Raw genomic sequence first — 23,521 nt, 5'->3', positions numbered from 1 at the left:
CATTACGGCCAGGATATGGCCGTCTTCAGGTGTTCCGGAGCTCCGCCGATCTTCACGGCGACTGCGATATATCTCTCCGAGCTGTCAGAATACGGCGATCCGTCGAAATCCCCGTAGACCGCCTTAACGGCCATGCCGACGCTACGCAGCATCAGGCCTAGCTCGCTCGGCGAGTATAGCCTGAGCTCGAGCGTCCTCGTCCCTATATATTCCCCGTTTCTGTAGATGTGCCTGCTTTCCCTTATCCTGCCGGCGAGCGGGTTGTAGGTGGCCACCGACAGGACCTTGTACGGACCCGCGGAGATCCACATATTCCAGGTCTCCCCCAGCGCCGCATACGCCTTGTCGACCTTCGCCCTGTTGGCCAGATCCAGCGCCAGAGATCCGCCGGGCTTTATGGAGCCCGACAGCCACATCAAGATCTCCAGGTCCTCCTCGTCGCCGAACATCCCCAACGTGCTGTGCATTATGTAGGCTCCGTCGAACGCACGGCGTCTGAACGGCGGCATCCTCAGATCGGCCGCCACCACGTCGCCGTACCTCTTGGCCTCGGAGAGGTAGCGTATGTTTATATCGAGTCCCACCACGGAGTCGGAAGGCATATGCCGCATGTGCCTCCCGTGGCCGCACGCAGCATCGAGGAAGCGCTTGCCCGGCTCCACGCCCAACGCCCCGGCCAGGAACCGCGCCTCCCTGGCGCTGATCTCGGGCCCCCTATAGTGCTCCATGAAGTCCCTATATATATCGTCGAAGAACTCCTCAGCCCACCTCATCTCCCCAACAGCCCCCTCAGCTCGGCCTCGTTCTTGGCCAGCTTGAAGCCCGAGGCCTTTCTCAGCCGGTTCATAACCGCTAGCCCTATCCCCCTCTCGGCCACTGTGGGGACGAGCGCAATATCTACCTTGGTCTTGTCGAGACGCCTGAGCGCGTCGTAGAGATTCTTCGCTATCTCGTATGGATCGGACCCGACGTATATCGTTGCGTCCGCATCGGCGCATTTCCCGGCGAGGCACAATACGGCGACCCTCAAGCCGAGCCCGCGGACGGCCTCGGTTGCCGACGCAAGATCGAAGTCGACAAGTATCAGGGGGACCTCCGGCGCGTAGTGTCTGTACTTCATGCCCGGCGCGAGCGCCACGTCGGCTTCGCCGAGCCCTCTGGCGAAGGGCGGGATCTCCACATCGCCCAATATGTCCCTGAGCTCCTCGACGGTGAAGGGGCCGGGCCTCAGCAGAACCGGAGGCTCCCTCGTCACGTCTATGATGGTGGACTCAACCCCGAAGAACGTCCTGCCTGCGTCTAGGACCAGGTCGACCGAGTCGCCGAGGTCCTCGACCACGTGCGAGGCCTCGGTGGGGCTAGGCCTCCCCGCCTTGTTCGCGCTCGGGGCCGCTATGGGCGTGCCCGCCGCCTCTATCAGCCTCAACGCCACCGGATGGGCGGGGCACCTCAAGGCCACCGTCGGAAGCCCGGCGGTGACCACCGCCGGCAACTCGGCCCTCTTCCTCACTACGAACGTTATCGGGCCGGGCCACGCCCTTTTAGCCACTTCGACGGCTCTATCCGGCATGTCGCCTATCTCCAGGGCCATGTCTAGGGACGACACGTGGACTATGAGGGGATTGTCGGCGGGCCTCCCCTTGGCCTTGAATATCCTCGCGGAGGCCTCGGCGTTGAAGGCGTCGGCGCCTAGGCCGTACACCGTCTCCGTGGGGAACGCCACGAGGCCCCCCGACCTTATGACCGCGGCGGCCTCCGCCACGTCCTCGCCCCGCGGGTTCAGAGGATCCACCCTCAATATCCTAACCACGGCGAAACAGATATTACGACCGGTTAAAAGCCTTGTATGGAGCTGACGGTGGTCGGAACGGGGAGGATGGGGGCCGCCTTCGTCAAGAGGGCGGCCCAGCTGGGCCATAAGGTCTACGCCTGGAATCGAACGCGCGGGAGGCTCGAGGGGCTCCCCGCCACGCCGATATCCAGACCGTCCGAGGCTCGGGGGCCTGTCGCCGTGTTTGTAGCCGACGACGAGGCGTTGCTGTCGCTGGTGGACGAGGTGGGCGGAGATGCCGTCTTCCTGATGGGCACGTACTCCCTCGCAGGCGCGGCCGCCGCCCGTAGGGCTCTCGCCGCGAGGGGGATCGGGGTCCTGGCGTCGCCTATAGTCGGAGGGCCCGGCAACGTGGAGAGGGGCGACGCCATATATATAGTCGGAGGCGACGCCGAGGTCTACAGCAGATATTCCAAACTATTCGCCGAGTTGGGCAGGATCATGCACGTAGGCGAGTTCGAGAAGGCCGTCGTGTTGAAACTGGCGTATAACTCCCTGCTGATAGGCACAGTCGCCGTCTTGGGCGAGGCGGCGTCCATGGCGGCTGCCCACGGAATACCGCCGAGCCAGTTCAAGGAGCTGCTGTCGCAGACTATATTCAAGGAGATAGGGTCCGTATATATAGACAGGATGTACTCCGACGAGCCGGGCACATTCGCCTTGAGGCACGCCGGCAAGGACGTGAGGTACGCGACGGCCGCGGCCGCCGGCAGGTCGAGCACAGTGGTGCTTTCCGCCGTGAGGTCTCTATACGAGATGCTCGAGGTGCTGGGCTATGGAGATAGTTATTATATAAGAGCTGGTATTCTAGAGTCTAAAAGAAAGTAATATATAGAGAAATCATCATTATATATAAACAATGCTATTTTATCCCGTATAGAGCGTACGCCATACGGAATTCATTTTAAATATTGAGGACTCTAGGACTCTATGCCGATAGACTACGGCCTAATCGCCATGTTCATAACCGCCGTGGCTGTGCTGGGCGTGATGGTATACCTATTTATGAGGTCGAGCGAGCGCATCAGCTCGGAGGAGGCGAGGAGGGAGGGGCGCGTCGTCACTGTGGTTAAGTGCGGAGACGGCAACGAGAAGACGAGGGACTACAGGGAGGGGGACTACGTCGGCTCTAGGGCCGACGACTGCCCCGATGGAGTCGTCGTGGGCATCTACAAGGAGACCTCCCAGGAGAGGTGATATGGCCTATAGACGCGCTGTGAGCATAGCCGACGCCCTTAAATCCTCCGGCGTAGTGACGGTGAGGGGGTGGGTGTACAGGAAAAGGGAGCTGAAAGACAAGATATTCCTGGTCCTCAGGGACTCCACGGGCATCCTCCAGCTTGTGTTCGCCCGCAACACGGAGGCCTTCGACGTGGCGCAGAGGCTGAACCTGGAGTCGTCGCTGGTAGCCACCGGCCTCGTCAGAGATGAGCCGAGGGCGCCCGGCGGCAAGGAGCTCCACGTCCAGTCGGTCGATTGGTACTACGAGGGCGCGCCGTACCCCATAAACGAGGACGCCGCGCAGGCCGACAGCGAGTACCTCCTCGACGTCAGGCACCTCTGGCTGAGGAGCAGGAAGATGCAGGCGGTCTTGAAGATACGCCACACCGTCTTCGGCGCGATACACGAGTACTTCAGGTCGCGGGGCTATTACGAGGTCCAGGGCCCCATGTTCATAACCGCGGCCGTCGAGGGCGGCGCCACCCTCTTCAAGGTGCCGTATTTCGACGACCACGTGTACTTGACCCAGAGCTCGCAGTTCTACCTGGAGGCCTTTATATTTAGCCTTGAGAAGGTGTACACGATCGCGCCGAGCTTTCGGGCCGAGCCTTCGCGCACCAGAAGGCATCTGACCGAGTTCTGGCACGCCGAGGCCGAAATGGCTTGGTACAACCTCGACGACCTCATGAAGGTCAACGAGGAGCTGGTCTCGCATATAGTGTCCAAGGTGCTGGAGGAGCGGCTAGAGGAGCTAAAACTGTTGGGCAGAAAGACCGAGCCTCTGGACGCCGTCAAGCCGCCTTTCCATCGGGTGTCCTACGACGAGGCCTTGAACATCCTGAGGGCCAAGGGCGTCGACATCAAGTGGGGAGACGACTTGGGCTCGGACGAGGAGCGCGTGTTGACCCTCCAGTTCGATAGGCCGATCCAGCTCTACGGATTTCCTGAGAAGGTCAAGGCGTTCTACCACAGAAACGACCCGCAGAGGCCTGAAGTCACCTTAAGCGTGGACGTGCTGGCGCCCGAGGGATACGGCGAGATCATAGGAGGCGGCGAGAGGATATACGACGAAAAGGAGCTCGTGTCCAAGATTGAGCGCTTCGGGCTTGACCCCAAGGACTACCAGTGGTATATAGACCTTAGGCGCTACGGCTCGGTTCCCCACTCGGGCTTCGGGCTGGGCGTGGATAGAGTGGTCATGTGGATAGCGGGCCTTGACCACATAAGAGACGCGGTGCCGTTTCCGAGGGATATGAGGAGGAAATACCCATAGCTTGAAGGTCCTCATAACGGGCACGCCTGGGGTCGGGAAGACCACTGTCTGCAGAATAGCGGCGCGGAGACTCGGCGTCAGATGCGTCGAGGCGGCCGCCGTGCTCGCCGGCAAGCCCTTCACCTCCTGGGATCCATACTCCTTGACATATGATATAATCGATGTGGACGCCGCCCGTAGAGAGCTCTCAAGGGAGCTAGCTGGCGATTACATACTTGATACGCACGTCCTGGACCTAGTGGGCGATGTGGATAGAGTCTTCGTGCTCCGTAAGCGGCCTGACGTGCTTCTCAGAGATCTCTCGGGCAGGGATTGGCCTCTACATAAGATACTCGACAACGTCTGGGCCGAGCTCCTCGACTACATATACGTCGAGGCCAGGGATAGGTGGGGACGCGTCCACCAGATAGATGTGACCGACAGATCCAGCTTGGAGACCGCCGACGCGGTCGTGGACTGCCTAAAGGGCGGCGTATGCATAGACGAGAGAGTCGACTGGCTGAGCTATTCGCTGGAGAGCGGATTCCTGGAGCGGCTCGAGTCTATCTCCAATAGGACTTCTTCGCGGCGGTCCTCTTCTCCACCAAGAACTTGACGGACCATCCCTGCTCCACGAATCTGCGCAGGAGACCCCTCAAGCTGTTCTTAGGCGATATGAGGAGGACGTACTCCACGCGGGCGTCGTTGAGATACAGCCGGGCCACGTAGAACCTCCTGCCTCCGTCCTCAACGACGACGTCGGCGTGAGACATTGACGACAGCTCGGGCATAATGCGGAGCACCTCCCGCTCTATCTCGAGGATATCGCCTACGACGTCCCTGGGCTCCTCGTCGAGCTCCCTCAAGCCCACGACCTTCATCTCCAACATGACGACGCCGAAGTCCTTGCCGACTCTCAGAAGGACCACCGACCGAACTCCCATCGACCGTTAGATCCTCGGGACATATAAAGCTTGAGGCTCAATATAGACATAAGTAGCTTTTAAAATACGGCGCGAGCTATATCGACTATCAACTTGACGGGGTCCTCCAGCCTTATCGCCGGCTTTCTACCCTCGTCGAGAGCCCTTCTGAGCTCGGCGGCGCATCCGTCGACGTCTCTACATCTGTGCAACGGGGCGCCCTTCATCTCGAGGTACGTATCCACGTAGAGGCCCTCGGGGAAGTACGACAAAGCGGGCGTCCCCAGCAGGGCGGCCTCCGTGGCCATGGTCATGCCCCCCGTTATCACCGCGGCTGCGTAGTACGCCAGATCCAGGTGGTCGACCGCCTTGGTCAGATTTATGGCGCCCTCGATTATCTGGTCGTCGTATCTAGGCACGTTGACCACGGTATACCCCAGACCTCTAGCCAGATCCACGAGCCTGCGCCTCAGCTCCACGTTGTTCCACCTATAGTACGCCGCCTTGGCCTCCTCCGGCCTAAAGACCACGTAGCGCCCCGGCTCCAGGCCCAGCCTTCTGACCGTCTCTACGTCCGGGCGGTGCCGCGAGACCCACATGTACTCGAAAAGGCCGTCGAAAACCGCCACGCGTCTGGGGCAGTACGGCCTCCACGCCTCCTCGGGTATCGCCGCGGGGGCTATCAGATATTCGGACAGCGGTATCGTCAAGCTGTTGGCATGGTAGGCGTGCGGGGTGTCGTTCAACACGACGGACTTCTTGCCGAGGCCGAAGGCGACCCTAACGGCGTCCGGGCTCGGGAACGACAAGACGCCGTCGAGGTCTTTAACCAGCTCGGCGAGCTCCAGCTGGCGCCGCAGGCCCTCGACAAGCTTCTCGTAGGGAGTCTCGCCGTATCTGCCGATACATCTATACCCCACGGCGTATCGGTCGAGCATGTCCCTGACGTGGTAGTACTCCCGGCACGTGATGGTCAAGTCCAAGCCGCCCTCAAGCCTCAACAGCGCCGCTATTCTGGCCTGCTTAGGCGTGAGCGCGTCGAAAAGAGCCCTCATTCGTGCACATAGGTGAAGACCCCATCCCTGCGCGACGCGAGTTTCACGAACCCGTAGCGCAGGAACTGCACTATGGAGCCCTCCTTGAGCTCCAACGCCTTGGCCTCGACGAGGCCCCGCTCCTCGGTCTTTCTCCCGATGGCCACCGGCTTTATCACCACGGCCTCGGGCGAGCCGTCGGGCACCCACTGGACTATGGGCATCTTTCGCCTACGCGCCTCCTCGATCGTCGTGCCGACCACCTCGCCGATGTACTCATCCCCCCTCCGGCTCGCCGCCACGTTGACGAGCTCCATAAGTCTGAATTCGCCCAGCTCCGCGTCCCTCCTAGATATGTAGACGGCCGTGCGTCCAGGCCCCAGCTCGTACACGCGGTGGCCGCGCTCGGGGAAGCTCGGATGTTGCGGAAGCCTGGCGACCAGCTTCGAGGGGAGGTCCAGCGTCAGCCTCACCGGATCCGGCACGAACATGTATCTATCGGCCGTCGGGTCCAGCAACTTCCGGTTTATGGCGAAGAGGTTCGCCACGGACACCGTGGAGTCGGAGGGCTTTATGCCCACGCTCAACACCAGCTCCCATACGGCCTCCGGGAGAATTCCGCGGTTCCTCAACCCCGAGAGCGTCGGCATGCTTATGTCGTCGAATCTCGCCTTCAGCGCCTTGAGCTTGGATTTGCTCAGCGAGCCGCCCTCTATTTTCAGCCTCCCGAAGTGGATCGTGAAGGGCTGCCGCCAGCCGAGGTGCTTGAAGACATAGGACTGCTTGACGGTATTCACGCTGTGCTCCTGCGCCCTCAACACGTGCGTCACGCCCATTAGGTGGTCGTCTATGGACACGGCAAAGTTGTAGGTAGGCCACACCCTGTACTTCGACCCGACGAGAGGATGCGGCGTCTTCTCGGTATCTATTACCCTGAAGGCAACCCAGTCCCTCACGCTGGGGTCTGGATGCGCCAAGTCCGTCTTGACCCTCAGCACCGCCTCGCCCTCGCGGAAATCCCCCCTCAACATCCGGTCCCAGAGCTCCAGGTTCCTCTCGACGGGGGCATCCCTGTGGGGACACGCCTTGCCCGCGTCCCTAAGCCGGCGCCACTCCTCAGGACTGCACAGATCGACGTAGGCGCCGCCGAGCTCTATCAGCCTCCTGGCGTATTCGTAGTACACCTCCATCCTCGACGACTGCACGTACTCCTCGTCCCACCTGACGCCGAGCCACCTCAGATCCTCCCTTATGGCGTCGTAGGCGTTCACCTCCTCCGTCACCAGCGGTCTTTTGATCCTGGGATCCGTATCCTCGAACCTAAGTATGAACCTCCCGCCGTATTTCAGCTTGTACGCGTAGTTAAGCACGGCGGGCCGCGCGCTACCTAGATGCAGGACGAAGTCCGGATTGGGCGCGAAGCGCACCACGACCTCCTTCCCCCCGCCCGCCTCGGGCAACGGCGGCAGCGCCTCTACGCTGGGCCGCCTCTCCTCCCTCTCCCGCCTCTCCTCCAGCGCCTCGGGCCATCTGGACGCGAGCAACGCCCTCTGCTCCTCCAGCGCCATGGAGTTGACCCTCTCCACGATCGAGTCCACCAACGCCTTCACCTCCCTGGCGCGTCCCCTCAGATCGGGCCTCTCGGCCATCATCTTCGACATAACGGCCTTGGGGTCGGCCTTTCCTCCGTACCTAACCGCGTTTATCAAGGCGTATTTCAGCACCAAGTCCTCAATTTCCATTTCCAAGAATCCTCTCCACCTCCTCCAGATCCTTCACGGTGTCTATAGACCGCCAGAACACGTCGCTATATACCACCGCCTTCAGGCGCTTGCGTTCGGCCAGCTGGGGGAAGGTCGTCTCCTCTATGTTGCCCCTAGAGGGCAGGACCTTGAGCAGCTCCCTCCTCATCGCGTAGACCCCGGCGTTTATGAAGTAGCCCCCTAGGACCGGCTTCTCGCGGAAGCTCACCACGCGGCCCAACTCGTCGAACTCCACAATTCCGTAGGGACTCCTCAGGGGCACCAGGGCCACTGCCGCATCGGCGTCGGCCAAGGCCTCCAGCAGAGGCTTGACGGGGAGATCCGTCACCACGTCGCCGTTGGTGGCCACGAACACGTCGTCCTCTAGAAACGGCTCGGCGTTCTTTATGGCCCCCGCCGTCCCGAGGGGCTCCTCCTCCACGCTGTAGAAGATCCTGACGCCCAGCCTCCTGCCGTCGCCGAGAGTCTCGAAGACCTTATGCCGCAGGTAGCCCACCGCCAGCACAAAATCCGAGAAGCCCTGCCCCCTGAGCCACTCTATCTGCCTCACGAGTATGGGCTTCCCCGCCACCGGCAGAAGCGGCTTAGGCACCTCGTTGGTCAGCGGCGCAAGTCTCTTCCCAAAGCCCCCAGCCAGTATCAGGGCGCGCATGTAGATGCTCTCAACCCTATTTAAATAGGAAAACGTGGTTGACGTGCGGCTGTATTGGTGCGACGACCTCAACGTGCCCGTGCTGGATCCCCACGACGTGGCCGATAGATGCAGCAGACTGGTGCCTGTCTATGTCACTAAACCGGGCGACGTGAGGCCCGCCTTTAAGGTCGATATAGAGATAACCAGGCGGGCCGTCGAGTACGAGCTGGGCGACAGCTCCCTCGCAGATATGATACCGGCAGACGAGGTGGTTTTGCTGAACAAAATACCGGGGTACGCCGATCAAGCCGACGAGGTGGTGGTCCGTGGAAGGATATTGGGGCATAGGTTCTACGACGTGGTCGAGGGCAGGTGGAGGTTCAGGCCGTTGTTCGAAGGCGTGAGCGAGATATTGGCCAGGAGGGCTGGGTGGTGGGCCGTCGTCGACATGGACGAACTGCCGGCGGGCTACGACGTGCATGGGGATCGAGTCCTGGAGGGATCTCTCCCCGAGAGGAGGTACGCCCACGTGGCCGTCTCCACCAGAGGGGGGTCGATACACGGCGTGGCTAAGCTGTTCAGAGGGAGGAGGCTCCACATAATCAAGTCCTGGAGGGCGAGGCCGCGGCTACCGCCGAGCAGGCCCAGCGACTTGAAGCTATTCGCCGAGATCAACCGGACCTACATAGAGAGGAAGGCAAGGAGGGCTGTGGATTTCCTGAACGGCGTCATATCTCGATACAAGCTGCCCGTCGTGGTCTCGTACTCGGGAGGCAAGGACAGCTTGGTGGCGCTGGACCTCACCGCGAGGACAGGCCATCAGTTCGCTATATTGTTCAACGACACTGGCCTCGAGGCGCCCGAGACGTATCAGAACGTGGGCCAGGTGGCCGAGAGGTATGGGGCGGAGCTCTTGGTCGCGTCCGCCGGCGACAGATTCTGGAGGGCCCTGGACGAGTTCGGACCCCCCGCCCGCGACTACCGCTGGTGTTGTAAGGTGATAAAGATGGCGCCCATAACGAAGACCTTGCTCGAGCGCTTCCCCCAGGGGGCTATATCTGTTGTGGGCCAGAGGGCCGCCGAATCGTTCCAGAGGGCGAGACTGAAGCCGATCTCAGCCAGCAGATGGGTGGCCAAGACCATCGTGGCGGCGCCCCTCCAGGACTGGACCGCCCTAGAGGTCTGGGGCTATATCTTCCTCCACGGCCTTCCCTACAACAAGGCGTACGAGAGAGGGTTCGACAGGCTCGGATGCGTGGTGTGTCCGGCCAACGAGATGGCCGAGCTGGAGCTGGTGCGTATCAGCTACCCGAACATCTACGAGCGGCTTGAGGAGAAGATCTCCGAGCGTTACGGGGACGAGAACTACCTGAGGTATGGGCTATGGCGGTGGAGGAATATCCCGGGCGACCTCAAGAGGTTCGTCAAGCTGTCCATCAAGGCGGAGTACCCGGTGAAGATCAGACGGACCGAGGAGGGGCTGGAGCTGATCGGCGTAAGGCCCGACGCGGCGACCGCCCTACAGCTGCTGAAGATGCTCGGCGAAGTGAGACTGGAGGGCGACGGCGTAAGGGTGGCGCGGAGAGACGGCCACCTGCGGCTCTCCGGCGATCTCTCTAGGATAGAGGGCCGCGGCGCTCTGGATGCGGCGGCGCTCGTGGTACGCGCCTCCATCTGCGGCCACTGCGACCTCTGCATAAGCTGGTGCCCCACGGGGGCCCTCAGGAGGGATTCCGATGGGCGTTTCGCCGTCGATGAGGGCAGATGCATAGGGTGTCTCCTCTGCTCCAAGGCATGCCCCTCGGCCCAATATCTGGTCTACAGGGTCTTCGACGAGGGGGGCCGGGGCGACGGAGGGACAAACTATTAATATATTGCCTATAGTCGTGGCTGTGATAATTTATACGGACCAGTTGGATCTGATACGAAAAGTAGTGCAGGTGCTAAACTCGCGGAAGGCCGAGCAAATGGTCATAAGGGGGGAGGGCATCGACTTCGTGTGGCCTCCTAGAGCGCCCAATCTGCCGATGAGCCTTCTCGAAATTATGCCCGCCAGCACGTACGTCATACTACGGGGCAACACGATAACGATTGTGCCATGAGGAACCTAAGAAGGGCGAGGGTCTCCTCGCTCAATATAGACCCCTCGATAAAGCAGAAGCTGATAGAAGTGCTCGGCGAAAATGAAATAGTATATATAGAACAATATTATGAAAAAATTAGAATAATACTATGATTATTATAAATTCCAAAAATATAGATCAAATACTATGGACTTTGAGGGAGGTGCAATATTCTATCGAGGCGACGCCTGTAGTGTTCGGACGTAGACAGGTGGGGCAGTATGTAGTCCAGCTGGGCTCCCTCGGGCATCTATATGGGGCTGTCGGCGAATTGATGGAACGCATAGTGGCCGCCAGCAACATGGCAGATAAGCTAGGGCTGACGAGCTACTCCATAATCGTCGATTCGTCCGGCACGCACATAACGCCGGAAGATCTCCCCGAGGTGATTCCGCCCTTCCCCAGGGCGAAGCCCGCTGAGCCCCTGAAGGCGCCCGAGGTGGAGCTAGATATGTGGGGTTGCCGCGACATTACGCCGGGCTATATAAAGTTCTGTGTAGGCAACGTCGAGATAGCGTACTACTACGGAGGACAGGAATAATGTCCCTCTTCCTCACCCTCAGCGAACTCGAAAACATCCTTACATCGCTGAAGGACCACGCAGAACATTATAGAAACAGAAGGGAGGCCCTTGCGGCCATGGAGGAGAGATATCTCAAGTTCGTCGAGCTCGCCAAGGCGTTTGGCGTCGAGCTGAAGCTCGCCGAGGGCGTCGAGCTTTATACAGGCGGCGAGCTTCCCGACAACACGGAGCTTCTGGAGCGCATAAACAAGGCGTTAGCCACGGTAAGGCGCATAAAACAAAGTTATGGTGATTTAAAAGTGATAGTAGATATTCAGTTTAATCTTAATAAAATAATTGTTAAAATATAAATGAATAATATAAGATATCTTCTGATTGCGGAGAATCCGGGCTATACGCCTTCTCAGAGGGCTCAGCTGCTACGCGACCTGCGGGGCCTCCTCCCCGTGTTGAACGTGCGGGTGGCCTCGCGCCATCTAGAGATTTTGGTGAGAGGCGTAGACGTCGAGGACGCCAGACGTAGAGTGGAGGAGGCGGTCGGGCGCGTCTACGCGGCCATAGACGTGACCAACGAGGACGCGCTGGGCAGCGGAGATATAGGCAGATTCGTGGCCTTATTCAACTCGGAGAGGTTCTGGGAGGCGCATGCCGAGATAGAGCCGGCCTGGCGTAGAAGCGGCGACAGATCTCTGCAGGGCCTAATCCTTATGTCGGCCGCATTCGTCAAACTGCAGGAGGGGGCCCCGGACAAGTTCGTCCTCCTGGCCGGGGAGGCGCTTAGACTTCTCGAGGATGCCCCGGAGAGGATCGGCTGTATAGACATCCCGAAGCTGAGGGAACAGCTCGCGAGGTCCCTAGTCTCGAAAAGCCCCTTCTCTATAGCCTGCCCTTAGGGCCTCGACGATTCTGGGCAACACCTCCTCGGCTCTCCCCTCTATCACCACGTCGGCTATCTCGTCCATCTCGGTCGGCCCCGAGTTTATTATCACTATCTTGGCCCCATGCCTCTTGGCTATTAGCGGCAACCGGTTTGCCGGCGCCACGGCGAGCGAGGAGCCTATGACCATAAAGACCTCGGAGAGCTCCGATAGCAACACCGCCTCGTTGAGCGCCTCCTGGGGCAGAGGCTCTCCGAAGAAGACCACGTCGGGCTTCAGGACGCCGCCGCAGACCCTGCATCTAGGCGCCGACCCGTTGTACGTGGACAACACCTCGCCGAGGGTGTACTTCATGCCGCATTTGGTGCATACGGCGTACCTCAGAGAGCCGTGGAGCTCCACGACTCTAGCCGAGCCGGCCGCCTGGTGTAGCCCATCGACGTTCTGTGTAATCACTGCGCAGAGCTTCCCCATTGACTCCAATTGGGCCAAGGCCTTATGTGCGGGGTTGGGGGCTATGGTCTCCTTCGGCGCAAAGATGGAGACGAAGAGTCTCCAGACCTCGTCGGGATTTCGGTAGAGATGGGAGATCTCGAACTTAGACGGATCTACCTTCCTCCAGATGCCTTGAGGGCCTCTGAAGTCCGGTATGCCGCTGGCTGTCGATATGCCCGCGCCCGTGAGAGCCACGGCGCAGTTCGCTCTGTTCAATAGATCTGCGACTTGAAAAACCTTGTCCATCTGCAATCTATACAAAAACGTTTTATAAATTAACCCTCCTAGGACGGAGGCAACGGGTCCACCGGTATGCCGAATTTCGCCTTCCAGTCGTTCAATATCTTCTGCTCGTCGGGGCTCAGCTGCTTGCCAAGCCTATACCAGTTGGGCTTCTTCTTGGCGTCGTCCGGCGCCTCGCTAGTCTTGTATATACACTTAACTGGACAGGCGGCCACACAGCTGAAGTCGTCGTAGCACTTCTCCCAGATTAGGCGGGCCTTCGCGTTCTCGTCCAGCTCGAGGGCCTGCCAGGGACATACGGCTACGCACGCGCCGCACGATATGCAGAGGTCTTGGTCTATCACCACTCTCTGGTATTGCGACAGGTCTTTCTGCTCGGCCATGGCCAACCTCATAGGTGCTCTTTTTAATTCTTACTTGCTCTTTAAACTATTAATATAGCGTTTATATTATTTTAATATTAAAGCTAAACTTTTTATTAATAGATAAAATTCATAATTAATTTATATAACATTTTTATATGCAATAAATGTAGCGATAAGACGTCAGGTTCGCAATCTTTATGTAGATATGACCTGAGAGGGGCGGATGGGGAGGTCTGGCCTGGACGACCGATGAAGAAGCTAGACGAACCGACGCTAGGGCCGCGCCAGTACTAGATATCGCACAGAGAGAGTTAAATTCCCGCGGCTCGATGTTATGTTGATACAAATAAGCGGCGAGCTGATGGAATAATTGGTGGAATAATAGGTATATATATACGTTTGATTACACCTGGCGTATACGGAAAGAAGAAAAAGATATCTATCTATAGATAAAGACATAGCAACATTCATAAACAATATAAATATAAATAACGATAATATAAAAATAATAATTATATATATCGCTTCAATCTGTGATATCATTTAAATAAGATGTTGAGCATCGCCGCTATTTTTTCCGCCTCCACGGCCATCCACAGCAACATTAGTAGCAATATTATTATAACTATATTATACAATATTCGCATATTTTATAATATTTATCATATATTTTATATCTTTAAATCCTTGTTCATATATTGAAGATATATCCTTTATCAAGTTGCTTCCGATGGCGACCGCCACAGCTATGAGGACCGCCGCTATGGCGGACTCCAGAAGCAGATAGAGATATTCCTCAACCGTCTCCACGATCCCACTGCGCCTTAAAAGCTCCTGAAATCGGTGAGCTTCGTCGCGCGCAGAAACTCTCTGAGGGTCTGCTCCGAGAACTTTCTGCATATGGACTCCTCAATTACGTCATCCATATGTCGGGCTTCCGACAGAGCCTCCTCTATGGTGCCTCTTGCGATTAGCTCGTACACGCGAGCCACAGTCTTGCCGGGAGCCCTCCTCACCACCCTCCCCACTCGCTGCAACATCTGCCGCTTGGAGCCGCTGCCGCTGACCACCACGGCGACGTCGGCGTCGGGCACATCCACGCCTTCGTCCAATACGGTGGTGGTCACCACCACCTTGGAGGCTCCCGACAGGAACCGCGAAAAAGCAGAGGCCCTGTCGCGTTCTTCGGACGTTATCAGCTCGGAACGTATGGACTCCTCGCGCAATCTATTGTATACGGCCTTGGCTTGTTCCAGGAACTGGGTGAAGACGAGCACTTTATGGCCTAGGGCGACTTCCCTCTTGACGACCTCGACGGCTATCGGGATCTTCGACGAGATCTGCGACGCGATGTTTCTAAGGACTATTGCGTTGTCTGTGGCGGCCTGCGCCGATCTATAGCTCTGCTCCTCCTCGGGGCTAGGCTTGATATATATCCTGTAATGCTCCACGGGCACCACCAGGCCCGCCTCGATCATCTCGCTATATGTAGCTCTATATACTAGGGGACCCACCGCTTCATATATCAACATCTCGTTGCCGTCTTCGCGCCTAGGCGTTGCGGATATGGCCAGCCTGAAGGGCGAGTCGAGGGCTAGGGCCACCTCCTTGAAGGTCTCGGCGGGGACGTGGTGGGCCTCGTCGAAGACCACCACGCCGAACCTCCCCACCAGCTCGTCTATGTACTTCACCGCCGAGTTGTAGATAGCCACGGTGACGTCCCTCACGTCGTGTCTACCTGCCCCCAACATGCCGGGGCTCACTCCCAGATGCCTCCTAAGCCTCTCCGCCCACTGGGTTGCCAGCTCCTGCGTGACGGCCAGCACGAGCGCCGTGGTTGACGCCCTCGCCAATGCGGCCAATGCTATGAACGTCTTACCTCCGCCGGTGGGCACGGCTATAGTGCCTCTTCTCCCCGCCTTCTCCCAGCTGTCGACCGCCCTCCTCTGGAAATCGTGGAGAGATATATTCTGTCTATACTCAACCCGTCCATACTCCAGATCTCTCTTCAGGACGATATAGCCATATTTCCTTAACACATCCGAAATTTTCTCTCTAATAAATACTGGATATTTTATAATTATTTTATCATTTTCTCTTGACATTTTAACAAGTTTTATAAATATCTGTTTAACTTCGCCGTCTTTCTCGACCACGTTATAGGCCAGCTTGAAGTTGCCCAGCTCCGCGGCCAGCTCCCTCCCGGCGAAGTTGAGCACGGCCTTCGTCGGCCAGAGCTCCACGCGCCTCCACGCGACGCGGCGCTCGTAGAGGGACTTGAGGCGCTCCGAGCTGAGGGCTATCTCAACGGCGCTCCTCACGGCCGCCTCTAGATCGCCTCTGATCTCCAGGCCTCTAACCAGCGACCTGAACTCCTCGGCCGCACGCCGCACGTATTCCTCATAGGAGGAGACCTCCGCTATGGCCTTTCGATCCGACGCTATGAAGTCTCTGATGAACCTAGTCACGGAGACGAGGTGGGACGAGCCGTAGGAAGCCGCCACGTACGGCCTCAGGCGGTCGGCTATGTTCCCCACCACCAGCACCGCGTCGCCGGAGCCGACGCCGCTGGCCTTCGCGACCTCGTCCAGCTCCTCGTCGCTGAGGTCGAGCAACGCCTTCAGCGCATATAGAGACGCGGGATCCCTCAATCTGCCTACCCATCCGCCGCCCGTCCACCTAAACCCCATCCTCTTCAGCTCCTCCTTCACTCTAGATACCCTGTCCCAGCTCCACTCCCTCACTATCTCCACGCCGTTAACAACTACGCGAAACTCCACAGAGGGATGTGGCATATATTAATTAGGCCTAATTGACACGTGTTGGACGACTACCTAAACTGGGAGAGGTACCTGATTACGTCTGAGGTGGATCTGCCCGAGGAGTATCAGTACCAAGGACGCCTCTACAGGCTGGCGCCGGCGGATAGGCTGTATATAGCCGGGATGGGGGGCTCCGGCGTCGTAGGGGACCTAATAAGGGACCTCTCCTTCGTCTGGGGGTGGCCCTTCGAGGCGGTCGTCGTCAAGGACTACTTCTTCAGGGGGGGCGACGGGCTCATGCTCGCCGTGTCCTATTCGGGCAACACGGTCGAGACCATCACAGCCGCGGCGGCCGCGCTGAGGCGGGGCATGCCCGTCATCGCCATAACCACGGGCGGCAAGCTGGCCGAGATGGGCATCCCGACGATCAAGGTGCCGAAGGCCTCGGCGCCCCGCGCCGCCCTGCCGCAGATGTTGACGGCGGCTTTATGGACCTTGAGGAAGATCTATGGAGTGAACTTCGACACGCCTTCCTCACTGCCCTACGACGAGAGGCTGGCCGATAGGCTGGTTAAAACCCTCGGCGCGAGGCCCACCATAGTGGCGCCCGTATCCATGCAGGGCCTGGCCTATAGAGTCAAGAACGAGGCCAACGAAAACGCCAAGCTGGATCCATCGGTCGAGGTCCTGCCGGAGGCCCACCACAACTGGATAGAGGGCGCCTCAGGCCCCATAATGGCCATGACGAGCCCCGACATACCTGCCGAGCACAGAACCAGGGTGAGGCTCACCGTGGATCTGCTGTCCGGCGAGGTCTTCGAGGTGCCTATGACCGTCGGCGGGATCTTGACGTTCTTAAAACACGTGGGCATAGCCACCGTGAAGATCGCGTTGGCCAGAGGGATAGACCCGCTGAAGACCCCGAGGATAGACGAGCTGAAGAGAAGGCTTCCGTGATGCTTGAGGCGCTCGGACTGGCCGAGCTGGCCGTCCTGGGGTTTGCGTCCTACCAGGACGTAAAGACGAGAGAGATAGACGCTTGGGTTATAGCGCTTCTATTTCCGCCGGCCCTCGCCGCGGCGTACCTCTCGTGGAGCGCGCCTCTGTACATAATGTCGCCCATGTTGGGCCTCGTGCTGGCCCTGGCCATGCGGCTCACCGGGAGCGGATACGCGGATTCGTTGGCCATAGCGGCGCTGTCCCTATTCCCGCCGTTCTCGCCCGCGTTGCCCACTCCGGCGGTCGTGGTGCTGGGCGCCGGCATATCGGTGCTGGGGACGTCCATATGGCTGCTTTTGATCAACAACAGGAGGCCGTGCAGGATGACTCTGACTCAGAAGTTCACGCATATATGCATAACCCGCGAGGAGGCCCTCAGGAGGAGCCATAGATATCTTATAGGCGAGGTCAGGGACGTCGAGAAGTACAAGCCGCCGGAAAGGATAGAGGGCGACTACGTGGTGGCTAGATACGGCGTGCCGTACGTGGCCCACATGGCGCTTGGATTTGCCCTGTACTTGGCGCTATACGGGCTTGTCGGACCTCCGTAGCGGAGGCGCTACAGAACCCCGAAGTCCTTATATTCCCCTCTATACTCCTCCCTGGATATCTCGACCTCCCTGACCTTAGTGCCCTGCGGACCGGCGTAGGCCCATCTCAGCACCGCGTCTACGTCCCTCTCCTCGCCCTCCAGCACCGCCTCGGCCACGTCGTCGGAGAGGAAACGCACCCACCCGACGACGTTGTTCCTCCTCGCCACCTCCCTCATTATCTGCCTAAAGGGCACGCCAGGCAGATTCAGCTCTCCTCTTATGAATATATGGAGACGGACCTTCACCTTTCCTCCTCCGCCTCCACCGCGCGGACTCCTATGGACAGAAGCCTCCTGAAGACCCTGTCCATAAGCCTCACGTAGGCGCCTCTATGGCCCACGAACGAGCCGAACTCGCTACGCCTGACGGACACCAACAGCTCGGGGCCTGCGAAATCCACATCCAGTATGTGCTTCGCGATCCAGCCGGCGGGGTGCAGGGCCCTTATCCAGTTCTTGAAGTCGAGGGTCATCTCGACGAGCCTCAGCCTAAGCCCAACGTCGTTCTCTATGCTCTTTATTCGTTCGCCCCCTCTGCCCACCGCCCTCCCCAGATGCCCCTCCTTCACGAAGACCAAGGCGTCGGGGACATCGCCCTTTATGCCCAGAGACTCCTTGTCCGACTTGAACTCTATCGCCGTTATCACGTCGGCGTCCGGGGCGTAGACCTTGAAGGCGTCCTCCACGTACCTCTCCGAATCGGTGAGCCGGCGTTTCCGCATGCGTAGCTCCAAGGCGAGCTTTATACCCCTCCTGGCCCCCGGCCTCACGATGTCCTTAACGCCCAGATCCACCACGACGGCCTTCTCCTCGCCCAACAGAGCCTCCCTCAACAACGTCGCGCCGTCTGCGCCGTCCTCGCCGCGTTGAAACACTGGATCGCCCGCCACGATCAACTTGCTGTTTCTGCCCAGCCTTATGAGGACCTCCGCGGCGCTGTCCGGCTGTACGTTCTGAGCATCGTCGAGGAACATGACGGTATCGTCGAAGGTCCTCCCCCTCAGATAGTTCACGTCGGTCACCACGACGGCCTCCTCCCTCAACAGCTTCTCTATCTCGCCGCCCGTCGCATATTCGCCCAAGATGTCTTGGATGTACGCGGCGGCCAGCTTGTAGTACATCTCTCCCAGATCCTCAGGCGTGAGCGCGCGGCCCGTCGACACGTCGACGATGGGCCTCGCTATCACGAACCGCTTGTATCTGCCGCTCTGCACCGAGGATATGCCGTAGGCTATGCTCAACAACGACTTGCCGGTGCCCGTGGGGCCGAAGAGCCCAACTATCTCGTTCTCCGAGTCTGACAGCGCGTTGAGAGCCCGCTCCTGCCCCACCGTCTGCGGCTTTATCTTGTCGATCACGCATTGGCGAGAGGCGCAGTTTAAAAGCTATACGGCCGCGCGCCTGGGCCGGGGCGGCATCCGCAGTCCACGCAGGCCGTCGCCCCGCCGGCGGGAGGACCGAGAAACGGAATGCTTTAAACCCAGACCCCTCAGTGTGCCATGGCCCGATATCTGGTGGGGAGGGACTTCGCCTTCCCGGAATATGTCCCCCGCTTCCCGCGGCAGTACGACTTCGACGTGGTTAAGCTCGACTTGGACGTAGAGCTAGACATCTGGAGCCGCGAGGTTAGGGGCGTCGCGAGATACAGGGTGAGGGCCAAGAGGGACCTCCGCAGGCTGGCGCTCGACGCCGCCGAGCTCGAGGTGCTGGGCGCATCGACCGGCTACTCCTACGACGGGGAGAGCATATCCCTAGATCTGAACCTCCCGGCGGGCCGCGAGGCCGAGTTCGAGGTAAGGTATAGGGCGAAGCCCCGCAAGGGCATCTACTTCGTCCTGCCCGACAGACACCACCCCTACAGAGTGCCCATGGCCTGGACGCAGGGCGAGAGCGAGGACAATAGATACTGGATCCCTCTGCCCGATACGCCAAACATCAAATTCCCCTGGAGGCTCTCCATAACGGTCCCCAAGCCCTACGTCGCGGGGAGCAACGGCGTATTGGTGGAGGTGAGGGACGGCGGCGACAAGCAGACGTTCGTCTGGGAGATGAGGCACCCCATGTCGCCCTATCTGATAGCGCTCGCCGCAGGCGACTTCGAGATAGCTCGGGACAAATGCGGCAACGTAGAGCTGGAGTACTGGTTGCCCAGGGGGCGCGCCGGGGTGGCTCAGTACAGCTTCAGGAACACCTGCAACATAATGAAGTTCTTCGAGGAGTATCTAGGGGTTCCTTACCCCTACGAGCGCTACGCGCAGGTGGTGGTCCAGGAGTTCGTCTACGGAGGGATGGAGAACACCACGTTCACGATCCTCACAGACTGGACCCTTCACGACAAGCACGCGCACTGCCCCTACGAGGACTTCCCCTGCCTCCAGGAGGACTTCTCCTCGGATCCCCTCGTGGCCCATGAGATGGCCCATCAGTGGTTCGGCGATTTGGTCACGGCGAAGGACTGGGGCCACATCTCCATAAACGAGTCGTTCGCCACGTTCATAGAGGCCCTCTGGACGGAGCGCTCTAAGGGCAGAGACGAGTACCTCTACGAGATGTACCTAAACCTCAAGGCGTACCTCAACGAGTACAGCACGCGCTACGCCAGGCCCATAGTGACCAACCTCTACGCTATACCTGAGGAGGTCTTCGACAGGCATTCCTACGAGAAGGGGTCCGTCGTCCTACATACGATAAGGAGCTTGCTGGGCGACGAGGCGTTCAGAAGGGGGCTCAAGCTCTTTCTGGAGCGCCATAGGTACAGGAACGCCGATATAGAGGATCTGAGGAAAGCCCTGGAGGAGGCCAGCGGCATGGATCTCGAGTGGCTGTGGCGGCAGTTCTTCTACTCGGCCGGCCACCCCGTCGTGAAGGCCTCCTGGAGCAAGAACAACGGAGTGAGGCTGGTGCTGGAACAAGCCCAGCCGGACGACAGCTTTCCCGTGTACACGTTGCCGCTGGAGATCGAGGTGGCCTACGAGGACGGGCGGCGGGACAAAATATCGGTGAGCTTCTCTGAGAAGCGCCTGGAGGTGCCCCTCGGGGAGAAGGCCAGATATGCCTGTATAGACCCGGACTTCAAGCTGCTCAAGGTGGTGGAGCTCAACTTCCCAGTAGAGGCGCTCGGCGCCATGTTGGACGACGCGAATCTCTACTGCAGGTTGCAGGCCGTGGAGGCCCTGCGGAGAAACGGGAGCAACAGAGCCGTCGAGTTCCTGGCCAAGGCGCTTCGCGACAAGTTCTGGGGCGTCGCCGCCGAGGCGGCGCGCGCGCTTGGCGCCATAGGCACGGCCGACTCGGTCAAGGCGTTGATGGAGGCCTACCGCGATGTACGCCACCCGAGGGCCCGGCGCGCGGTGATGGAGGCGCTGGGCAACGCGAGGCGGCGCGAGGCCGCGGAGTTTCTGGACAGGGTGCTGCACGACGGTTCGGAGAGCTACTACGTCAGGTACGAGGCGGCGAAGGCCCTGGGTAAGACCAAGTGGGAATTCGCCGAATATAGCCTCAGAAAGGCTCTAGGGTACGGCGGACATATGGACGTGGTGACCAGAGGCGCCATAGAGGGGCTCGCCGAGCTTGGGGGCGACGGAGCTCTTGAGGTGGTCCTGGCACACGCCGGCGAGGACAAGCCGACCTGGATCAGAATGACCGCAGTCCAGTCGCTCTCCAAGTTCGGCCCCAGGCCGCAGGTGCTGGAGGCGTTGCGCAGGGCGTTGCGCGACGATAACTACCGCATAAGGGCTGCCGCCGTTACGGCGGCCCTGGACCTAATGGACGCGCGGCTGATGCCCGATCTACAGGAGCGGGCTGAGAGGGACGTGGACGGAAGGATCAGGAGGATGGCCCGCGAGGCCGCTGAGAAGATCAGAAAAGCGATGGACCGCGGCGCGGAGTACCAGAGGCTGCGGGAGGAGGTGGAGAAGCTGCGCGACGAATATAGGAAGCTGCTCGACAGATTGTCGCGCCTCGAGAGGTGAGGCCTCCTCGCGGGCGCGTTAGATGATGAACGAGAGGTATATCGCGGCGAGGAACATGACAGCCCAAATCGGTATGTTCCACCTGAATATCTTGGCGCCGTCGAGAGGCCCGAGCGGTAGCAGGTTGAAGAAGGCCACGAAGGAGTTGAGCCTCATCAGATATATCAGGAACTGGGCTGTCAGAAGGCCGAGTTCCACCGGCAGGGAGAGCAGGGCCAGCGATAGCAGAGCCACCGCCATGTTCGTCGCGGGCCCCGCCAGAGAGATGAGCCCGTCGTCTTCGCGCGTATAGCTGTAGCAAGATATGAGGGTGTAGCCGGATATGAACAACACCGGGCCCCTCGCGAAGATTCCGACGAGGCCGTTGACTATCAAGGTGACCAGGAAGCCGGGCCGGTAGAGGGCAAATCTAGACCAACAGCCCCTGCGTCTGGCGATCTGCCTGTGCGCAAGCTCGTGGGGAACTATGGCTATAGCCACCGCGGTGGTCGGCAACAGGATGCCCGCTATGGGGTTGTTGAAGTTGAGGAGGTAGGCGACCGCCACCGACGCTATGGCGAGGAGGAAGTCCACAGCCTCGCTGGATCTGTAGGGCCTATAGGGCCACCCCATGGGGGGTCCGCGCAGCCGCGTTATAAAGGTTTAGCGGAAAGCCTCGCCCTTTAGGGCGGGGTGCCGGTTCGTCAAGCTTTTTTGTGGGAGGCTAGCGTATGGAGAACGTGAGGAGTATGAGGAGGGCGGTAGCGGTTGAGCTGGAGGATCCGCCGCCTGAGCTATACGCCGTGGCGGAGGCGTACCGCCGCATCGTGGAGGAGACGGCGGTGTATGTGGCTGAGAGGGGGAGGCTGGAGAGGGAGAAGTACGGCGAGCTGTATAGGCGTTTTAGGGAGCTGTATCCGTGGTTGCATTCGCAGCTGATCCAGCAGGCCATGAACCAAGGCATAGAGGTGGGGAGGTCGTTTCTGGAGGCGAGGAGGGACGGCCGGGTCCGCAAGCCCCGCCCCGAGGTGAGGCGGGTCTCGATAAGATTCGCCAAGGACAGCTGGAGCTACAAGAAGGCCGTCGGCTCCGCGGCCCCCGTTAGGCTGGCGCTGTCGCTCCCCGGCGGGAGGAGGGAGGTCTGGATAAAGCCCCACAGGAGGTTCTGGCTCTACTGGTGGAAGGCGCTGAGGGGAGAGGCCGAGCTGGCGTCCACGTTGATGTTGAAGCGGCGGAGGGGCAGGTGGTATGCGATATTCGTATTCGACGTACAGCCGAGGGGGGAGCCTCCGGCAGAAGTAGTTACCTTCGACGTAAACGAAAACACAGTCGCAGTCGCCAGGGTGAGCCTCTTGGCCACAGTAGACGCCGTGGCGCGGTGGAATAGGCAATACGTAGACCCCGCCGTATACTCCATAAGGACGGACTTCGGCCGCCTCGCGAAGAGGTACGAGGCGGTTAGAGGCAGAAAGCTGGAGGAGCTGAAGCGGAAATACCCATACGCCGGGAGAGACGGCGAAGAGAAGGTACAGAACGTGACGGACACTAGGGAGTTTAGAAAATTCGCGAAGAGACTCCGCGAGAGGGGGCGGAAGGAGGGCCGGGTAAGGCATATCGCCCGTGAGATGACGAAGAGACCAGCCGTGATTATTACCGAGGAGCTGGGCAAAAACCCGCAAGAGGAGATGATCGGCCTTGAGGAGAAGAAGGTGAAGAAAAGAGAGCTGAGACACCGCGTCAAGCAGACGCCGTTTAGGAAGTTGCTCAAGACAATAGAGGACAAGGCGAGGGAGACTGACTCTGTAGTAGTTTACGTCTCGCCGTATCGCAATAGCCGGGTGTGCCCCATCCACTTCGCGCTACTGAGGGACAACGGCGGTTGGCATACTTTATACTGTCCCCGCGGCCACGCCGTGGATAGAGACGCGGCGGC

27 protein-coding genes are annotated in these 23,521 nt (G+C 59.5%); 14 read left to right on the top strand and 13 right to left on the bottom strand.

The annotated features are described in order from the left end of the window. Positions 1 to 2: 2 nt before the first annotated feature. Positions 3 to 773 (bottom strand): class I SAM-dependent methyltransferase, encoded by a 771-nt coding sequence (locus tag B7L68_RS00165; RefSeq protein WP_081245659.1) that lies wholly within the window; start codon positions 771 to 773, stop codon positions 3 to 5. Next, on the bottom strand, positions 770 to 1,810 hold the full coding sequence (locus tag B7L68_RS00160; protein WP_081245658.1) for an L-threonylcarbamoyladenylate synthase: 1,041 nt from the start codon (positions 1,808 to 1,810) through the stop codon (positions 770 to 772). The genes B7L68_RS00165 and B7L68_RS00160 overlap by 4 nt, the downstream gene beginning before the upstream one ends. Positions 1,811 to 1,846: 36 nt before the next feature. On the opposite strand from B7L68_RS00160, the gene B7L68_RS00155 reads away from it, so the two are divergent. From B7L68_RS00155 to B7L68_RS00140, 4 genes are all read left to right on the top strand, one after another. Next, positions 1,847 to 2,659, top strand: a complete 813-nt coding sequence (locus tag B7L68_RS00155; protein ID WP_081245657.1) for an NAD(P)-dependent oxidoreductase — start codon at positions 1,847 to 1,849, stop codon at positions 2,657 to 2,659. Positions 2,660 to 2,761: 102 nt separating this feature from the next. Continuing rightward, positions 2,762 to 3,028: a hypothetical protein gene (locus tag B7L68_RS00150; protein ID WP_081245656.1), complete on the top strand. Its 267-nt coding sequence runs from the start codon at positions 2,762 to 2,764 to the stop codon at positions 3,026 to 3,028. A gap of 1 nt (position 3,029) precedes the next feature. Then, on the top strand, positions 3,030 to 4,325 hold the full coding sequence (asnS, locus tag B7L68_RS00145) for an asparagine--tRNA ligase (protein ID WP_081245655.1): 1,296 nt from the start codon (positions 3,030 to 3,032) through the stop codon (positions 4,323 to 4,325). A gap of 1 nt (position 4,326) precedes the next feature. After that, positions 4,327 to 4,920 carry an adenylate kinase family protein gene (locus B7L68_RS00140; RefSeq protein ID WP_081245654.1) on the top strand — a complete coding sequence of 198 codons (594 nt, stop codon included), beginning with the start codon at positions 4,327 to 4,329 and terminating at the stop codon, positions 4,918 to 4,920. On the opposite strand, the gene B7L68_RS00135 is transcribed toward B7L68_RS00140, so the two are convergent. The 4 genes from B7L68_RS00135 to B7L68_RS00120 are packed head-to-tail and all read right to left on the bottom strand — an operon-like array spanning position 4,868 to position 8,676. Further along, on the bottom strand, positions 4,868 to 5,248 hold the full coding sequence (locus B7L68_RS00135) for a hypothetical protein (RefSeq protein WP_081245653.1): 381 nt from the start codon (positions 5,246 to 5,248) through the stop codon (positions 4,868 to 4,870). The two genes, B7L68_RS00140 and B7L68_RS00135, sit on opposite strands and share 53 nt — an antisense overlap. 59 nt (positions 5,249 to 5,307) lie before the next feature. Continuing rightward, complete coding sequence (locus B7L68_RS00130; RefSeq protein ID WP_081245652.1) at positions 5,308 to 6,282, bottom strand: DUF354 domain-containing protein; 975 nt, start codon at positions 6,280 to 6,282, stop codon at positions 5,308 to 5,310. Then, positions 6,279 to 8,003 carry a glutamate--tRNA ligase gene (locus tag B7L68_RS00125; RefSeq protein ID WP_081245651.1) on the bottom strand — a complete coding sequence of 575 codons (1,725 nt, stop codon included), beginning with the start codon at positions 8,001 to 8,003 and terminating at the stop codon, positions 6,279 to 6,281. The genes B7L68_RS00130 and B7L68_RS00125 overlap by 4 nt, the downstream gene beginning before the upstream one ends. Continuing rightward, on the bottom strand, positions 7,993 to 8,676 hold the full coding sequence (locus B7L68_RS00120) for an NDP-sugar synthase (RefSeq protein ID WP_081245650.1): 684 nt from the start codon (positions 8,674 to 8,676) through the stop codon (positions 7,993 to 7,995). The genes B7L68_RS00125 and B7L68_RS00120 overlap by 11 nt, the downstream gene beginning before the upstream one ends. A gap of 43 nt (positions 8,677 to 8,719) precedes the next feature. On the opposite strand from B7L68_RS00120, the gene B7L68_RS00115 reads away from it, so the two are divergent. From B7L68_RS00115 to B7L68_RS00095, 6 genes are read left to right on the top strand one after another with little or no spacing between them, the layout of a single operon-like run. Then, positions 8,720 to 10,528, top strand: coding sequence for a phosphoadenosine phosphosulfate reductase family protein (locus B7L68_RS00115; RefSeq protein ID WP_081245649.1), 1,809 nt, complete (start codon positions 8,720 to 8,722; stop codon positions 10,526 to 10,528). A gap of 16 nt (positions 10,529 to 10,544) precedes the next feature. Beyond that, positions 10,545 to 10,760: a hypothetical protein gene (locus B7L68_RS00110; RefSeq protein WP_238136242.1), complete on the top strand. Its 216-nt coding sequence runs from the start codon at positions 10,545 to 10,547 to the stop codon at positions 10,758 to 10,760. Continuing rightward, positions 10,757 to 10,894: a hypothetical protein gene (locus B7L68_RS08815; protein WP_193432443.1), complete on the top strand. Its 138-nt coding sequence runs from the start codon at positions 10,757 to 10,759 to the stop codon at positions 10,892 to 10,894. Before B7L68_RS00110 ends, B7L68_RS08815 begins: the two co-directional genes overlap by 4 nt. Positions 10,895 to 10,944: 50 nt before the next feature. Further along, complete coding sequence (locus tag B7L68_RS00105) at positions 10,945 to 11,322, top strand: hypothetical protein (RefSeq protein WP_238136247.1); 378 nt, start codon at positions 10,945 to 10,947, stop codon at positions 11,320 to 11,322. Next, on the top strand, positions 11,322 to 11,654 hold the full coding sequence (locus B7L68_RS00100; RefSeq protein ID WP_081245646.1) for a hypothetical protein: 333 nt from the start codon (positions 11,322 to 11,324) through the stop codon (positions 11,652 to 11,654). Before B7L68_RS00105 ends, B7L68_RS00100 begins: the two co-directional genes overlap by 1 nt. Next, positions 11,655 to 12,197, top strand: a complete 543-nt coding sequence (locus B7L68_RS00095) for a DUF309 domain-containing protein (protein WP_081245645.1) — start codon at positions 11,655 to 11,657, stop codon at positions 12,195 to 12,197. On the opposite strand, the gene cobB is transcribed toward B7L68_RS00095, so the two are convergent. The 4 genes from cobB to B7L68_RS00075 all read right to left on the bottom strand — a co-directional run bounded on the left by cobB (position 12,159) and on the right by B7L68_RS00075 (position 16,080). Beyond that, positions 12,159 to 12,923, bottom strand: coding sequence for an NAD-dependent protein deacetylase (gene cobB / locus B7L68_RS00090; RefSeq protein ID WP_081245644.1), 765 nt, complete (start codon positions 12,921 to 12,923; stop codon positions 12,159 to 12,161). The two genes, B7L68_RS00095 and cobB, sit on opposite strands and share 39 nt — an antisense overlap. 38 nt (positions 12,924 to 12,961) lie before the next feature. Further along, on the bottom strand, positions 12,962 to 13,303 hold the full coding sequence (locus tag B7L68_RS00085; protein ID WP_081245710.1) for a DUF362 domain-containing protein: 342 nt from the start codon (positions 13,301 to 13,303) through the stop codon (positions 12,962 to 12,964). Positions 13,304 to 13,915: 612 nt separating this feature from the next. Continuing rightward, positions 13,916 to 14,095 carry a hypothetical protein gene (locus B7L68_RS00080; protein ID WP_081245643.1) on the bottom strand — a complete coding sequence of 60 codons (180 nt, stop codon included), beginning with the start codon at positions 14,093 to 14,095 and terminating at the stop codon, positions 13,916 to 13,918. Positions 14,096 to 14,109: 14 nt separating this feature from the next. After that, positions 14,110 to 16,080, bottom strand: a complete 1,971-nt coding sequence (locus tag B7L68_RS00075; RefSeq protein WP_193432442.1) for a DEAD/DEAH box helicase — start codon at positions 16,078 to 16,080, stop codon at positions 14,110 to 14,112. Positions 16,081 to 16,104: 24 nt separating this feature from the next. Here B7L68_RS00075 and B7L68_RS00070 point away from each other — a divergent pair, with 24 nt between their 5' ends. Together B7L68_RS00070 and B7L68_RS00065 are read left to right on the top strand one after the other, a co-directional pair. Beyond that, a complete protein-coding gene (locus B7L68_RS00070; protein ID WP_081245641.1) occupies positions 16,105 to 17,004 on the top strand; it encodes a bifunctional phosphoglucose/phosphomannose isomerase in 900 nt (299 codons plus the stop codon). Then, positions 17,004 to 17,597 (top strand): A24 family peptidase, encoded by a 594-nt coding sequence (locus B7L68_RS00065; protein ID WP_238136241.1) that lies wholly within the window; start codon positions 17,004 to 17,006, stop codon positions 17,595 to 17,597. The genes B7L68_RS00070 and B7L68_RS00065 overlap by 1 nt, the downstream gene beginning before the upstream one ends. A gap of 8 nt (positions 17,598 to 17,605) precedes the next feature. Here B7L68_RS00065 and B7L68_RS00060 read toward each other — a convergent pair whose 3' ends face one another. Both B7L68_RS00060 and B7L68_RS00055 read right to left on the bottom strand, forming a co-directional pair. Further along, complete coding sequence (locus B7L68_RS00060) at positions 17,606 to 17,884, bottom strand: acylphosphatase (RefSeq protein ID WP_081245639.1); 279 nt, start codon at positions 17,882 to 17,884, stop codon at positions 17,606 to 17,608. Next, on the bottom strand, positions 17,881 to 18,996 hold the full coding sequence (locus tag B7L68_RS00055) for a PhoH family protein (RefSeq protein WP_081245638.1): 1,116 nt from the start codon (positions 18,994 to 18,996) through the stop codon (positions 17,881 to 17,883). Before B7L68_RS00055 ends, B7L68_RS00060 begins: the two co-directional genes overlap by 4 nt. 141 nt (positions 18,997 to 19,137) lie before the next feature. Between B7L68_RS00055 and B7L68_RS00050 the strand changes: the two genes are divergently transcribed. Further along, complete coding sequence (locus B7L68_RS00050; RefSeq protein ID WP_081245637.1) at positions 19,138 to 21,609, top strand: M1 family aminopeptidase; 2,472 nt, start codon at positions 19,138 to 19,140, stop codon at positions 21,607 to 21,609. An 18-nt stretch (positions 21,610 to 21,627) separates the two neighbouring features. Here B7L68_RS00050 and B7L68_RS00045 read toward each other — a convergent pair whose 3' ends face one another. Beyond that, positions 21,628 to 22,221 (bottom strand): peptidase M50, encoded by a 594-nt coding sequence (locus B7L68_RS00045; protein WP_081245636.1) that lies wholly within the window; start codon positions 22,219 to 22,221, stop codon positions 21,628 to 21,630. A 98-nt stretch (positions 22,222 to 22,319) separates the two neighbouring features. Between B7L68_RS00045 and B7L68_RS00040 the strand changes: the two genes are divergently transcribed. Further along, a partial coding sequence (locus tag B7L68_RS00040; protein ID WP_081245635.1) for a zinc ribbon domain-containing protein occupies positions 22,320 to 23,521 on the top strand: 1,202 nt, incomplete at its 3' end.

Source organism: Thermoproteus sp. CP80 (assembly GCF_002077075.2).
GTDB lineage: Archaea > Thermoproteota > Thermoprotei > Thermoproteales > Thermoproteaceae > Thermoproteus.
This window is presented reverse-complemented; position numbering and strand designations above follow the sequence as displayed.